At 62.4% G+C, this 13507-nt stretch carries 16 protein-coding genes, 1 tRNA gene and 1 riboswitch; of the genes, 14 read left to right on the top strand and 3 right to left on the bottom strand.

Annotated features, from left to right (window positions below):
* Window positions 1-307: 307 nt before the first annotated feature.
* Window positions 308-862 (bottom strand): MarR family winged helix-turn-helix transcriptional regulator, encoded by a 555-nt coding sequence (locus tag K7H22_RS17895; protein WP_230802215.1) that lies wholly within the window; start codon window positions 860-862, stop codon window positions 308-310.
* A 194-nt stretch (window positions 863-1056) separates the two neighbouring features.
* Between K7H22_RS17895 and ectA the strand changes: the two genes are divergently transcribed.
* The 4 genes from ectA (at window position 1057) to K7H22_RS17875 (ending at window position 4866) form a co-directional block, all read left to right on the top strand.
* Complete coding sequence (gene ectA, locus K7H22_RS17890) at window positions 1057-1644, top strand: diaminobutyrate acetyltransferase (protein ID WP_230802214.1); 588 nt, start codon at window positions 1057-1059, stop codon at window positions 1642-1644.
* A gap of 34 nt (window positions 1645-1678) precedes the next feature.
* The gene (ectB, locus tag K7H22_RS17885) at window positions 1679-2971 is read left to right on the top strand and encodes a diaminobutyrate--2-oxoglutarate transaminase (RefSeq protein WP_230802213.1); all 1293 of its coding nucleotides are present in this window, start codon (window positions 1679-1681) and stop codon (window positions 2969-2971) included.
* A gap of 6 nt (window positions 2972-2977) precedes the next feature.
* Window positions 2978-3361: an ectoine synthase gene (locus K7H22_RS17880; protein ID WP_230802212.1), complete on the top strand. Its 384-nt coding sequence runs from the start codon at window positions 2978-2980 to the stop codon at window positions 3359-3361.
* Between the two features lie 71 nt (window positions 3362-3432).
* The gene (locus tag K7H22_RS17875; protein ID WP_230802211.1) at window positions 3433-4866 is read left to right on the top strand and encodes an aspartate kinase; all 1434 of its coding nucleotides are present in this window, start codon (window positions 3433-3435) and stop codon (window positions 4864-4866) included.
* Window positions 4867-4973: 107 nt separating this feature from the next.
* On the opposite strand, the gene K7H22_RS17870 is transcribed toward K7H22_RS17875, so the two are convergent.
* Window positions 4974-5567, bottom strand: a complete 594-nt coding sequence (locus K7H22_RS17870; protein WP_230802210.1) for a methyltransferase domain-containing protein — start codon at window positions 5565-5567, stop codon at window positions 4974-4976.
* Between the two features lie 79 nt (window positions 5568-5646).
* Window positions 5647-5746, top strand: a riboswitch (TPP riboswitch).
* 61 nt (window positions 5747-5807) lie between these two features.
* Here K7H22_RS17870 and thiD point away from each other — a divergent pair.
* The 10 genes from thiD to K7H22_RS17820 are packed head-to-tail and all read left to right on the top strand — an operon-like array spanning window position 5808 to window position 13210.
* Window positions 5808-6611, top strand: coding sequence for a bifunctional hydroxymethylpyrimidine kinase/phosphomethylpyrimidine kinase (gene thiD / locus K7H22_RS17865; RefSeq protein ID WP_230802209.1), 804 nt, complete (start codon window positions 5808-5810; stop codon window positions 6609-6611).
* Window positions 6604-7584 (top strand): FAD-dependent oxidoreductase, encoded by a 981-nt coding sequence (locus tag K7H22_RS17860; protein WP_230802208.1) that lies wholly within the window; start codon window positions 6604-6606, stop codon window positions 7582-7584. Before thiD ends, K7H22_RS17860 begins: the two co-directional genes overlap by 8 nt.
* Entirely contained in the window at window positions 7574-7771 is a 198-nt protein-coding gene (thiS, locus tag K7H22_RS17855) for a sulfur carrier protein ThiS (RefSeq protein WP_230802207.1), read from the top strand. Before K7H22_RS17860 ends, thiS begins: the two co-directional genes overlap by 11 nt.
* Window positions 7772-7774: 3 nt before the next feature.
* On the top strand, window positions 7775-8536 hold the full coding sequence (locus K7H22_RS17850; RefSeq protein ID WP_230802206.1) for a thiazole synthase: 762 nt from the start codon (window positions 7775-7777) through the stop codon (window positions 8534-8536).
* A complete protein-coding gene (locus K7H22_RS17845) occupies window positions 8533-9129 on the top strand; it encodes a thiamine phosphate synthase (protein ID WP_230802205.1) in 597 nt (198 codons plus the stop codon). Before K7H22_RS17850 ends, K7H22_RS17845 begins: the two co-directional genes overlap by 4 nt.
* Entirely contained in the window at window positions 9126-10094 is a 969-nt protein-coding gene (locus K7H22_RS17840) for a HesA/MoeB/ThiF family protein (RefSeq protein WP_230802204.1), read from the top strand. The genes K7H22_RS17845 and K7H22_RS17840 overlap by 4 nt, the downstream gene beginning before the upstream one ends.
* 29 nt (window positions 10095-10123) lie before the next feature.
* On the top strand, window positions 10124-11074 hold the full coding sequence (locus K7H22_RS17835) for an ABC transporter substrate-binding protein (RefSeq protein ID WP_230802203.1): 951 nt from the start codon (window positions 10124-10126) through the stop codon (window positions 11072-11074).
* The gene (locus K7H22_RS17830; protein WP_230802202.1) at window positions 11071-11754 is read left to right on the top strand and encodes a TenA family protein; all 684 of its coding nucleotides are present in this window, start codon (window positions 11071-11073) and stop codon (window positions 11752-11754) included. The genes K7H22_RS17835 and K7H22_RS17830 overlap by 4 nt, the downstream gene beginning before the upstream one ends.
* Window positions 11751-12479, top strand: a complete 729-nt coding sequence (locus tag K7H22_RS17825) for an ABC transporter ATP-binding protein (RefSeq protein ID WP_230802201.1) — start codon at window positions 11751-11753, stop codon at window positions 12477-12479. The genes K7H22_RS17830 and K7H22_RS17825 overlap by 4 nt, the downstream gene beginning before the upstream one ends.
* Window positions 12476-13210, top strand: a complete 735-nt coding sequence (locus tag K7H22_RS17820; RefSeq protein WP_230802200.1) for an ABC transporter permease — start codon at window positions 12476-12478, stop codon at window positions 13208-13210. Before K7H22_RS17825 ends, K7H22_RS17820 begins: the two co-directional genes overlap by 4 nt.
* Before the next feature lie 19 nt (window positions 13211-13229).
* On the opposite strand, the gene K7H22_RS17815 is transcribed toward K7H22_RS17820, so the two are convergent.
* A tRNA-Val gene (locus K7H22_RS17815) sits at window positions 13230-13305 on the bottom strand.
* Window positions 13306-13507: the final 202 nt, after the last annotated feature.

Below are 13507 nucleotides of genomic sequence, written 5' to 3'. Positions count from 1 at the left end.
CCGCGACCCCCGGCGTGACAGGCCGGTACTCTAACCAACTGAGCTACAACCGCTCGCTATCCGCCAGGTCTCCCAAGCGTGAGCGGTGTCTTATGCGGTCCATCCCGCCCCGTCAACAAGGTTTTACCGAAAAGCGACAGCGCTCCGAAACTACCCGTTGGGGCATGCCATAACACCCGCGAGCCGTCACGGTCACAGCTATAGAATGCAACCATCCTGCCCGTGCAAAGGCCCCGCCCCGTGATCTTGAACTGGTCCGCGGCATAGCATCCAAAGGAACGGCGTCGCGGCGGCCCGCATATGCACCCTAGATCGCGGGGCGCGCCTCGTCTGCATGGGGCAATGCCTCGACCGTGTCGGCATTCATCAGGTTCGCTACACGCTCCAGCCCAGCCAACAGCATCAACTGTTCCCATTCCGGCAGGGCTTCGAATTTCGCACTGAAAGCTGCATAAAGCGGGTTTGGCGCATTGGCGAGCAACCGGCGCCCCGCCTCGGTCGCGGCGACCCGAATCAAGCGGCGGTCCTGAACAGAGCGACGGCGGGTCACCAATTCGCGCGCTTCCAGTTTGTCGATCAGCGAGGTGATCGTTGCCTGTGACACGCCCGAGCGGCGGGCAATTTCCTTCGGGGTGGTGCGGTCATCCTCGGCCACGATTTCCAGCACGATCATCTGTGCCAGTGTCAGCCCCGTGCGTCGCGCCAGCGCGCGCGCGTTCGTATCGGTCACATGCATGATGCGGCGCAGGGTGATCAAGGCGGATTCGGAACGGCTGGTCATGGCAATACCCCAAGTGGACGGCGTGCCATTCTGGGCCTGTCCTACGGGACTTGCAAGAAAATCATTTGACTGCCGAAGCATAATCTTTTCTCCTTTAACTTCACGTATCAAAGTATTTTTCCATCGTTTTCAGGAAAAATCTTCGACGACCTGAGTTATAACTAGTATTTTATGCGGAAAATTGCAAATTTTAACCGAAACGCCCAAAAGGGTTGCAATTCGATAACCAAAGTATATGTTTCGGATACCGAATGAAACAGCGACATGAGGGACCAATGTCTGACACAAGCACAACGCCCAAGACCCGCAGGCCGAATGTCCGCTTGCGTAAACCGACTGTCGAAGACGGATCGGACGTCTGGGAGCTGATCAGCACCTGCAAGCCGCTGGACGAGAATTCGATGTATTTCAACCTGATCCAATGCGACCACTTTGCGGATACCTGCATTCTGGCAGAACGCGAAGGCCAGATCGTTGGCTGGATCTCGGGCCATATCCCGCCCGAAAAGCCCGACGCGCTGTTCGTCTGGCAGGTGGCTGTCAGCCCCGAAGCACGTGGGCTTGGTCTTGCAGGTCGCATGTTGCGCGCCCTGTTTGATCGCCCCGAACTGGCCGAGGTAACGCGGATCGAAACCACGATCACCCGCGACAACAAGCCGTCTTGGGCACTGTTCCGTGCCTTTGCCAACAAGCGCGGCGGCACCCTGACCCATGCACCGCATTTCGAGCGCGGCGCACATTTCGATGGCGCCCACGCGACCGAATATCTGGTCAATATCGACTTTTCCGAAGCAGCACAGCGGTCCGTTCAGGCTTCTGCCCATGCTTCACCGCAGGATCACTCGCAGCAACACGCCGCCTGATCCCATCCAGTTCAGACCTTGAGAGGTATATAAAATGACACACACCGACACAGCCGGTGTTTCCGGCATCTATGACCGTCGCGAATCCGCAGCACGCAGCTATTGCCGCAGCTTTCCGACCGAATTCGTCAAGGCGCAGAACGCGACGATGACGGATGCGTCGGGCCGCGACTATATCGACTTTCTGGCGGGCTGTTCCTCGCTCAACTATGGTCACAACGATGCGGATATGAAGGCGGCGCTGATCGACCACATCACCGCCGATGGCGTAACCCATGGTCTGGACATGCACACAAACGCCAAGACCGCCTTTCTTGAGGCGTTCGAGACCCATATCCTCAAGCCGCGTGGCATGGATCACAGGATCATGATGACCGGTCCCACCGGCACCAATGCGGTCGAGGCCGCCATGAAGCTGGCCCGCAAGGTCACAGGGCGCCACAACATCATCGCTTTCACCAACGGCTTTCACGGCATGACACTGGGCGCTTTGGGCGCGACCGGCAATGCTGGCAAGCGCGGCGGAGCGGGCATGCCGATCCCCGGCGTCACCCATCTGCCCTATGAAGGTGCGTTCGGTCCGGAAGTGGATACGCTGGCCCAGATCGAGATGATGCTGGAAAACCCGTCATCCGGAATGGACGCACCTGCGGCTTTCCTGCTGGAGCCCGTGCAGGGTGAGGGCGGTTTGAACGCAGCCTCGGCCATGTGGATCAAGGGCATCGCGGCGCTGGCCAAAAAGCACGGTGCGCTGCTGATCCTTGATGACATCCAGTCTGGCATCGGGCGGACCGGCACGTTTTTCTCCTTCGAGGAAATGGGCGTTGTTCCCGATATGATTCCGCTGGCGAAATCGCTGTCCGGCATGGGCCTTCCCTTTGCCGCCCTGCTGATCCGCCCCGATCTGGATATCTGGAAACCGGCCGAGCATAACGGCACCTTCCGCGGTAACAACCATGCGTTCGTGACGGCGCGTATCGCTCTCGAAAAGTTCTGGAGCGATGACAGTTTCCAGTCGCAGATCAAGGAAAAGGCGAAGCTTTTGAACGAGCGCCTGACCCGCATCGCGGCGCTGGTGCCCGGGTCTGCCCTGAAAGGGCGCGGCATGATGCAGGGTGTCGATGTACGTTCGGGCGATCTGGCAGGGGCGATCTGTGCCGACTGCTTCGAGAACGGGTTGATCATCGAAACTTCGGGCGCGCATGACGAGGTGGTCAAGGTACTGGCACCACTGACCATCCCGATGGAACAGCTTGAGGCCGGTCTGGATATCCTTGAAGCGGCGACGCGCAACCAGACCCAGACACATACAATTGCAGCGGAGTAACCATTCATGATCGTACGCGACTTCAACAAAGAGAAAAATACCGACCGCAAGGTTGCCGATCAGCGCTGGAACTCGGTGCGTTTGCTGCTGGCGGATGATGGCATGGGTTTCTCGTTCCACATCACGACCATCGAGGGCGGCAGCGAGCATACCTTCCACTACAAGAACCATTTCGAAAGCGTCTATTGCATCTCGGGCGAGGGGTCGATCGAGGATCTAGCAACTGGTGAGGTGCACCAGATTACACCCGGTGTGATGTATGCGCTGAACCTGCATGACAAGCACACGCTGCGCGCAACATCGGAACTGGTGCTGGCCTGCTGCTTCAACCCGCCGGTGACCGGCCACGAAGTCCATCAGGCCGACGGCTCCTACGCTGCGGCGGACTGATCCGCCCCGACATCAAGAACTTGCACCAAAATGAAAGGGCGACCGGCTGTGACAGGCCGGCGCAGCCAGACATGACACATACCGTTGAAAAGATCGGCGGCACCTGTATGAGCCGCGCCACCGAATTGCTGGACGCACTTTACCTGCGTGATGATCCCTATGGCCGCATCTTTGTGGTGTCGGCCTTTGGGGGCATGACGAACCGTTTGCTGGAACACAAGAAATCCGGACAGTCGGGCGTTTACGCCCTGTTTGCCGATGCCGATAATGACGAAAGCTGGTCCGAGGCGCTGACCGCCACGGGCGCCGAGATGATCCGCCTGCACACCGACATTCTGGACGATATCGGCGACCGCCAACGCGCCGATGCCTTCGTCAAGGACCGGATCGAGGGCGCGCGCGCCTGCATGATCGACCTGCAGCGCCTGTGTTCTTACGGGCATTTCCGTATCGAGGCGCATCTGATGACCCTGCGCGAGCTTCTGTCAGGTCTGGGCGAGGCGCATTCCGCCTTTGTCACCACTTTGCTGTTGAACCGCAACGGGGTGAATGCGCGCTATGTCGATCTGACGGGCTGGCGCGATGATGCACAGCCCGATCTGGCGAACCGGATCAAGCAGGGGCTGGAAGGGCTGGACCTGAACAGCGACCTGCCCATCGTGACAGGGTACGCGCAATGCGCCGAAGGCTTGATGCGCGAATATGACCGTGGCTATACCGAGGTGGTCTTTGCCCATCTGGCAGCACAGACCGGCGCGTCCGAAGCGATCATTCACAAGGAATTCCACCTGTCCAGCGCCGATCCCAAGCTGGTGGGTCTGGAGAATGTCCGCAAGATCGGGCGCACCTCCTATGATGTGGCGGACCAGCTATCCAATCTGGGGATGGAGGCGATCCACCCCAACGCCGCCAAAATACTGCGTCAAGCGGATGTTCCCCTGCGCGTCAAGAACGCTTTCGAGCCCGAAGATTCGGGCACATTCATCGGACCCGAAGGCGGCAAGGCCGGACGGGTCGAGATGGTGACAGGTCTTGGTGTCTACGCATTCGAGTTGTTCGAGCCTGATATGGTCGGCGCCAAGGGCTATGACGCAGCCATTCTGGATGCGCTGACGCGGCATAATGTATGGATCGTGTCCAAGACCTCGAACGCCAATTGCATCACGCATTGGCTGGACGGTTCGCTGAAGTCCATCCGCCGCGCCGAAAGCGATCTGGCAAAGAAATTCCCGAATGCCGAGATCACGACCCGCAATCTGGCGCTTGTCTCGGTGATCGGCAGCGATCTGTCCAAGCTGGGCGTGATGCGCCAGTCGCTCAACGCGCTTGAGGCCGCAGACATTCACCCGCTGGCGATGCAGCAGGGCACGCGCCGCGTCGAGATGCAGGTGATGGTCGACAAGTCACAGATGGCAAAGACGATCAAGGTGCTGCACCATGCCCTGATCGAACAGGCCGAGGACGACGATATCGAACCTGAACATGCGGCGATCGCGGCGGAGTGATGTGATCAAAGGGGGGCTGGCAGCCCCCTTTTTCTGACGTAGTGCGATTTGCATAGGGCGTCGCCCGCCCCTTGAAGTGGCTGTTCCGTGCGCAAGGACCGCCCTCTCTACCCCTTCTTGAATACGGCCAATTGGCTGGCCCCGCCCAGATCGGGATGCGCGCCTGCGATATCGGTAAGCGCGACGCGGTAGCCGGTCCTTTGCGTCACCCCGTCAGCCCATGCCCGAAACTGCGCCCGCGTCCATTCGAACATATGGTCCGGCCTGCGGAACCTGGTACGCGGCACCCCCAGAAGATCGTTAAATTCGGCATTGGGTGTCGTGACCAGCACCAAAGTGGGGTGCATCACGCCGAACACGGCTTTTTCCAGCGCTGGCAAAGCAGACAGTGGCAAATGCTCGATCGTCTCGACCAGACAGGCGCAGTCATAGCCAGCCAGTTCAGGATGCGCCTCTGTCATCGAGGCTTCGCGCACCTCTGCAATCGCCCCGCGCGGATGCGCCGCGACACTTGCGCGACACCGTGCAAGCGCCGTGCGGTCAAGATCCAGTCCGACAATCGCACGGGTTTGCGGCAAATCCAGTAGCGGCAGCATCAGGTCACCCGATCCGCAGCCCAGATCCAGCACCCTTGCGGCACCTGCCGCGCGCAAGGCGGACAGCACAGCCTCAAGTCTTTCGCTATGCCACCACGTGCTCATGCAGACCCCTCGTTTTGACGCAGCCCTAGCATGACAGATCCCCCCTTGCACAGCCTGCCCTCCTGCCCTAGCCTTCGGGACATAACCGTTGGGGTGCCCGAAAGGGCTGAGAGGCGTGACGCCAACCCATCGAACCTGATCCGGGTCATACCGGCGTAGGAAACGGTATCGCAGACAAGGGCACCAGCCCTTTGCCCGTCTCTCTCCGCCGCTGATCCATTGGCTAAAGGAGAGACCGGCTTGAGCGCCATCGCATTGACAATCGCAGGCTCCGACAGCGGGGGCGGCGCGGGTATTCAGGCTGATCTCAAGACGTTCTCGGCCTTGGGCGTCTTCGGCGCCAGCGTGATCACGGCATTGACCGCACAGAACACCCGCGCCGTGACGATGGTGGAACCGGCCAGCCCCGCGATGATCGCCGCACAGATCGCCGCTGTTTTCGACGATCTGGATATTCGCGCGGTCAAGCTGGGCATGATCGGCGGAGCCGCGGCGATCCGCACGGTGGCCGAAGGGTTGCATGGTCGGGACCTGCCCGTGGTGCTGGACCCCGTCATGGTGGCCAAATCAGGCGATGCGCTGCTGCCAGAAGAGGCTGTGACGACCCTGCGAGCCGTGCTGTTACCACTGGCCGACCTGTTGACCCCCAACCTGCCCGAAGCGGCGCGGCTGCTGGGCTGCGCCATGGCACAGGACGAGGCCGCGATGCTGGAGCAGGCCCATGCGCTGTTGGAATTGGGGCCGCGCGCGGTGCTGATGAAAGGCGGGCACGGGACGGGCAATCACTGCACCGACCTTCTGGTGACATCGGACAGCGCGCTGCACCTGACCGCCCCCCGCATTGCCACGCGCAACACGCACGGCACAGGTTGCACCCTGTCGGCAGCCATCGCTGCGGGACTGGCGCAAGGCATGGGCTTGGCGGCCTCCGTCAGCGGCGCCCATGCCTATCTGCAAGGTGCTATCGCGGCGGCGGATGCTTTGGCGGTGGGCCATGGTCATGGACCGGTCCATCATTTCCACAAGGTCTGGCCGCATGTCTGATATCACGATCATCGGCGCAGGCGTGGCGGGGCTTTGGGCGGCCTATGCCCTGTCGCAGCGCGGCATCACCCCTCGCCTGATCGACCGCGCTGGCGCCCCTGCAGCGCATGGCTGTTCGTGGTGGGCAGGTGGCATGCTGGCACCTTTCTGTGAAGGGGCCTTGTCCGAACCTGCCGTGGTCGCATATGGCCAGCAGGCCGCGGCTGCTTGGGCCGGGGTGACGCATGTGCAGCACAAGGGCTCGCTTGTCGTCACACTGGCACGGGACCGCGCCGAACTGCAGCGTTTCGCGCAGCGCACAACAGGCCACCGGCGCATCACAGGCGAGGCACTGGCAAAGCTGGAGCCCGATCTGGCGCAACCCGCGCGTGAGGCGCTGTTTTTCGAGACCGAGGCGCATCTGACACCCCGCCTTGCACTGGCCGGTCTGCAAGCGGCATTGGCAGAGCGCGGCATCATGATCGAACAGGCCGAGGTTACGCCGGATGATATCGAAGGCACAGTGCTGGATTGCCGGGGCTTTGCTGCCGCGCCCGCTTTGTCCGGTCTGCGCGGCGTGCGCGGCGAGATGGTCATGCTGCGGACATCAGAGATTACGCTATCACGTCCCGTGCGACTGCTTCATCCGCGCCACCCGCTTTACATCGTGCCGCGCGGCGATGGTGTTTTCATGCTGGGCGCGACCCAGATCGAATCCGAACAGCGCGGCCCCGTCACGGCGCGGGCATTGTTGGAACTGCTATCCGCCGCCTATGCCCTCCACCCCGCCTTTGCCGAAGCGCAGGTGATCGAAACCGGTGCCGATCTGCGTCCGGCCTTTGCCGACCACGTGCCGCGCGTGGTGCAGCAGGGGCGCGTGCTGCATCTGAACGGGCTTTTCCGGCATGGCTATCTGATGGCCCCTGCGCTGGCGCGACAGGCGGTGGATTTTCTGGAAACCGGCAGGAAAGGAGACCTGTTTCATGCGGATTGAAGTGAATGGCGAGCCACAGGATGTTACGGGCACGACCGTCGCCGCCGCACTGATTGAACTGGGTTGGGGCGAGGCGAAGGTCGCAACCGCGCTGAACGGGGACTTCCTGCCTGCCGTTGCAAGAGCGGCGCAAGCGCTGAAAGACGGTGACCGTCTGGAAGTGCTGGCCCCGATGCAGGGGGGCTGAGCGATGCGCGATTTCTACGGTGTCGCATTGGACAGCCCCTTGATGCTGGGCACGGCCCAATACCCCTCACCTGCAGTGATGGAGGCAGCGTTTCGTGCCTCCGGCGCGTCAGTGGCGACAGTATCGCTGCGGCGTGAAACCGGTGGCGGGCAGGCTTTCTGGCAGATGATCAAGGGCTTGGGCGTGCATGTCCTGCCCAATACCGCCGGATGCTATTCCGCGCGCGAGGCGGTCACGACCGCGCGGATGGCGCGCGAGGTGTTCGGGACCAACTGGATCAAGCTTGAGGTGATCGGCCATGCCGATACGCTGCAACCCGATCCTTTCGGCACCCTGGAGGCTGCGGAAATACTGGCCGCCGAGGGCTTCGAGGTCTTCCCCTACATGACCGAAGATCAGGTGCTGGCGCAGCGTCTGGTTGATGCGGGCTGCCGCGTGTTGATGCCTTGGGGCTCGCCCATCGGCTCGGGTCTGGGGCTGAACAACCGCTACGGTTTGCGTACCCTGCGCGCGGCCTTTCCCGATATTCCCATGGTCGTGGATGCAGGGATCGGCCTGCCCAGCCATGCGGCGGCGGCGCTTGAGATGGGTTTCGATGCAGTGCTGCTGAATACCGCCGTGGCACAGGCGTCCGACCCTGTGGCGATGGCGGAAGGCTTCGGTCTGGCGGTGCGCGCAGGCGCGCTGGCCTGTGCGGCGGGGCCGATGGCGCCGCGCGATATGGCAGTGCCATCCACCCCCGTCATCGGAAAGGCCTGGCTATGATCCTGCCCCGTTTCTACCCGATCTTCGACAGCACCGCATGGCTGGAACGGGCGCTGCCCTTGGGCGTCAAGCTGGTGCAATTGCGCCTGAAGGATATGCACAGCGCGGTCTTGCGCGCCGAGATCCGCAAAGGGATCTTGCTGACAAGACAGCATGGGGCGGCTCTGGTGGTGAATGACCACTGGCAGATCGCCATAGACGAGGGTGCCGACTGGCTGCATCTGGGGCAGGAAGACCTTGATACGGCGGATATCGCTGCGATCCGGCGGGCGGGGCTTAAGCTGGGCCTGTCTACGCATGATCACGCCGAGCTTGACCGCGCCTTGGCGCTGTCGCCCGATTATGTCGCCTTGGGGCCGGTTTATCCGACGATCCTCAAGCAGATGAAATGGCATCAGCAGGGGCTGGAGCGGGTGACAGAGTGGAAAAAGCTGGCAGGTCGCACCCCGCTCTGTGCGATTGGCGGGCTGACACCGGAACGGGGCCGCGCCTGTCTGGAAGCGGGGGCCGATACGGTGGCGGCGGTGACGGATATCACGCTGAACCCCGAACCCGAAAGCCGGATGCGCGACTGGCTGGCGGTAACGGCATGAACCGCTATGCCCGCCAGATGATCCTGCCCGAAATCGGCGCGCAAGGTCAGGCAAGGCTTGGCGCAGCCCATGTGCTGGTGGTGGGTGCGGGGGGGCTGGGCGTGCCTGTGCTGCAATATCTGGCGGGCGCGGGCGTGGGGCAGATCACGCTGGTGGATGGCGACCGGATTGCCACGCATAACCTGCACCGCCAGCCGCTGTACAGGATGGATCAGGTGGGCAGCTTCAAGGCCGAGTCCGCCGCAGAAGTGCTGGCCGCGTTGAACCCCGAGGTCCGCTTGACGCCCGTGACAGCATGGCTTGATCCGGTCAATGCGGTGGATCTGGTGGCACAAGCAGATCTGGTGCTGGATTGCGCCGATACATTCGCGGCCAGCCTGACCCTGTCCGACAGCTGCATGGCGGCGGGCACGCCATTGATTGCCGCCTCGGCACTGGCGCTGTCGGGCTATGTCGGCGGGTTTTGCGGCGGCGGGCCATCCGTGCGCGCGCTGTTTCCCGAGCTGCCCGAACGCGGAGCCACCTGCGACACCGCAGGCGTGATGGGACCTGTCGTCGGCATGATCGGCGCGCTGCAGGCACAGATGGGTCTGTCGGTCTTGTTGGACCTCATCCCCTCACCCCTCGGACAATTGGTCGGCTTCGACGTAAAGTGCTGGCGTTTCAGCGGCTTCCGCTTCGATGCAGCGCATGAACCCGACCGGATATTGCCGTTTATATCGACCGCACAAGTCATGCCCAACGATCTGCTGATCGACCTGCGCACCGAGGAAGCACACCCCTTCCGCGCCGATGCCCTGCATCTGGACGCGGCACAGGCCCAAGCCCTGATACCTCCCACAACCGCCCGCCGCGTGGTCTTTGCCTGCCGCACAGGATTGCGCGCCCATCACGCAGGCATTGCCTTGCAAAACCGCTGGAATGGCAAAATCGCGCTTCTGGCGGTCCCCCCGACCGATACCTGACCGATACCTGACCCTGAAAGGCCATAATGATGAAAACCCCTCTGCTCTCGCTTGCCCTATCCCTGTCGCTTGCCCTGCCTGCACAGGCGCAGGACAAGCTGACCTTGATGCTGGACTGGTTCGTGAACCCCGATCACGGGCCGGTCATTCTGGCGCAGGAGTTGGGCTATTTTGCCGATCACGGACTGGAGGTCGAAATTGTCACGCCATCCGACCCCAATGATCCGCCGCGCATGGTGGCGGCCGGCCGCGTCGATCTGGCGGTCTCCTATCAGCCACAACTGCACCTGAGCCGCCATACGGGGTTGCCACTGGTGCGCGTCGGCACGCTGGTGGAAACGCCACTGACCTGTCTGGTCGTTCTGGCGGACGGTCCGGTGCAAAGCATGGCCGATCTGGCAGGCCGCAAGGTCGGCTTTGCCGTGGCGGGCGTGCAGGAGGTGATGCTGGACGCGATGCTGTCCCATCACGCGCTGGCCCCGACGGATGTCGAGCAAATCAATATCGGCTGGTCGATCAGCCCCGCGCTTATGTCGGGTCAGGTCGATGCCGTGATCGGTGCCTTTCGCAATTTCGAACTGAACCAGCTGGCACTGGAGGGCTTTGAGGGGCGTTGCTTCTATCCCGAAGCCGAGGGGATTCCCGCCTATGACGAGCTGATCTATGTCGCCGATCCTGCGCGGATGGAGCGCGAAACGCTGGCGCGGTTCCTGCAGGCCACGGAACAGGCGGCGCTTTTCATCGTCAACCAGCCCGAACAGGCGTGGCAGATCTTCCGCGATACCGATGCGGCGCTGGATACGGAGCTGAACGCGCTGGCATGGGTCGATACTTGGCCGCGCTTTGCCACGCGCCCCGCAGCGGTGGATCATGGCCGCTATGCGCGGTTCGAGGCATTTCTAGCCGCCGTAGGTGCGACAACGGGCGGAATTGCAGCCCGCGATCTGGTGGTCGATGTGACGCAAGAGGCCACGGAATGAACGCGCCGGACTATGGCCGTGCTTTTGCACTTTGGCGCGATGCGGCCCCTGACTGGAGAAGCTATACCCATCACGCCTTTGTCGCGGGACTGGGCGATGGGCGCCTGCCAGGAGACGCGTTTCTGCATTACCTGCGACAGGATTACGTCTTTCTGATCCATTTCTCCCGCGCTTGGGCGCTTGCCGCCGCCAAGGCCGGAACCCTGTCCGAGATGCAAGCCGCCAGCGCCATCCTGCATGCGCTGGTCCATGTGGAAATGCCGCTCCATATCCGGCTATGCGGCAAGGCCGGCATACCCCCCGCCGCGCTGGAGGCAACGCCGGAGGCAGCAGCAAACCTTGCCTATACGCGTTACGTGCTGGAGGCCGGGTATTCCGGTGATTTTCTGGACTTGCTCGCGGCTTTGGCCCCTTGCGTGCTGGGCTATGGCGAGATCGGGGCAAGGCTGTCGGGATCGGCTGGCCCCTATGCCGATTGGTGCGACACTTATGGCGGTGAGGAATACCAGCAGCTATGCCGCGATACCGGCGCCCTGATCGACAGCGCGCTAGAGGCGCGGCTGGGACCGGAATGGCCTGATCTGCCACGCGCCGCCGCGTTGTCGGACCGCTTTGCCACAGCCACACGGCTTGAGGCAGGGTTCTGGGACATGGCGTTGCGACCGGACCCGCGCGCATGACCACGCCCTTGGCGGTGCATCTAACCGGTGATCTGGTGCTGGGCGCACGCATACTGGCGCGCGGGCTGGCTCTGGATTGTCCGGCCGCAAGCTGGACAGTCCTGCTGGGGCCTTCCGGCGTGGGCAAATCAACGCTGGCCCGTGTGCTGGCGGGCCTGCCCTGCCCCGCGCATCTGACCGGATTTGTTACCGCCAGCGACGGTGCAACGCTTCAAGGGCGCGCAACCCTGATGGCACAGTCCGACCAGTTGCTGCCATGGGCCGATGTGCTGGGCAATATCACGCTGGGCGCAAGACTGCGCGGCCACAGACCGGACCGCGCCCGCGCGATGACATTGCTGGACCGGATCGGACTGGCGGGGCTGGCGCATCGCAAACCCGCGACGCTGTCGGGAGGGCAGCGCCAGCGCGTCGCACTGGCCCGCACCCTGATGGAGGACCGCCCACTGGTCATCCTGGACGAACCATTCTCGGCACTGGATGCCGCCACCCGCGCCATGATGCAGGATCTGGCCGCCGAGACATTGCGGGGGCGCTGCGTGATCCTGATCACCCATGACCCGCTCGAGGCTGCCCGCATGGCCAACCGCGCTTATCTGCTGGGACCGCAGGGCGCGGAGGGCGTCGTCGTGCCGAGCACACAGACCCCGCGCGCCCTGTCGGACCCCGCCACGCTTGAAACGCAGGCCGCACTGTACCAACGCCTGACGGGACAAGTGGTATGACTGGCATTTTCCGCGCAGCACTGGCGCTGGTTTTTGCCATGACGTTCTGGCAAGGGATCGTCTGGGCCACCGATGTGCCGCATTTCATTCTGCCCGGACCTGCCCGCGTCGGCGCGGCGCTGCTGGACAATGCGGCCTTGTTGATCCGGCAAGCAGGCTTCACCCTGTCCAATCTGGCCATGGGTCTGACAACGGGGATCGGATTGGGCATCCTGTCCGCGCTGAACCTTGCCTTGTCGCCTGCCGCTAGGCTGTTGTTGCGCCCCTTGATGGTCTTTGCCCAAGCTGTACCCGTCTTTGCGCTGGCCCCGATCATCACACTCTGGCTGGGCTATGGCGCGCCGTCCAAAATCGTGATGGTGGCCCTGATCACCTATTTTCCGGTTACCTCCGCCTTCTTCGACGGGTTGATGCGCCTTCCCAGCGCATTGGACGATCTGTGCCACCAGATGCAGGCCCGCCCGTTAGAGCGGCTGATACTGGTGCAGCTACCCCATGCGCTACCCGCTTTGGGATCAGGTTTGCGTCTGGCCGCAGTGCAGGCACCGTTTGCTGTGATCATCGCCGAATGGGTCGGCGCATCGCGTGGTTTAGGGCATCTGATACTGCTGTCCAACGGGCGAGGCCAGACCGACCTGATGTTCGCGGCCCTGATCGTGCTGGCCGCCATCAGCCTGTGCCTCTTTGCGACCACAGACTGGTTTGCGCGCCACTGGGACAGGGGCAGATAACACATTGAAACGTAAGGATTGGTGGGTGATGAGAGACTCGAACTCCCGACATCTTCGGTGTAAACGAAGCGCTCTACCAACTGAGCTAATCACCCGCTGCGCCTGATTAGCCAAAGCCTGCGTGGGGCGCAAGTGCCCAATTGCAGGCAAAGCAACGCTATTTTCTGAATACTATCAGCACAGCATCAGGGGGACCGGTTCTTCCGGTCCGCCATCAAACCAAATCAAAAGCAGGGAAAATGGTGGGTGATAAGGGTGACGTTGCCCCCAACTTTTATCCAGCGTGAGCGAGACTCT

The organism is Seohaeicola saemankumensis (genome assembly GCF_021021435.1).
Lineage (GTDB): Bacteria > Pseudomonadota > Alphaproteobacteria > Rhodobacterales > Rhodobacteraceae > Seohaeicola.
Note: the sequence above shows the minus strand (reverse complement) of the source record. Positions and strands in the feature narration are given on the sequence as shown.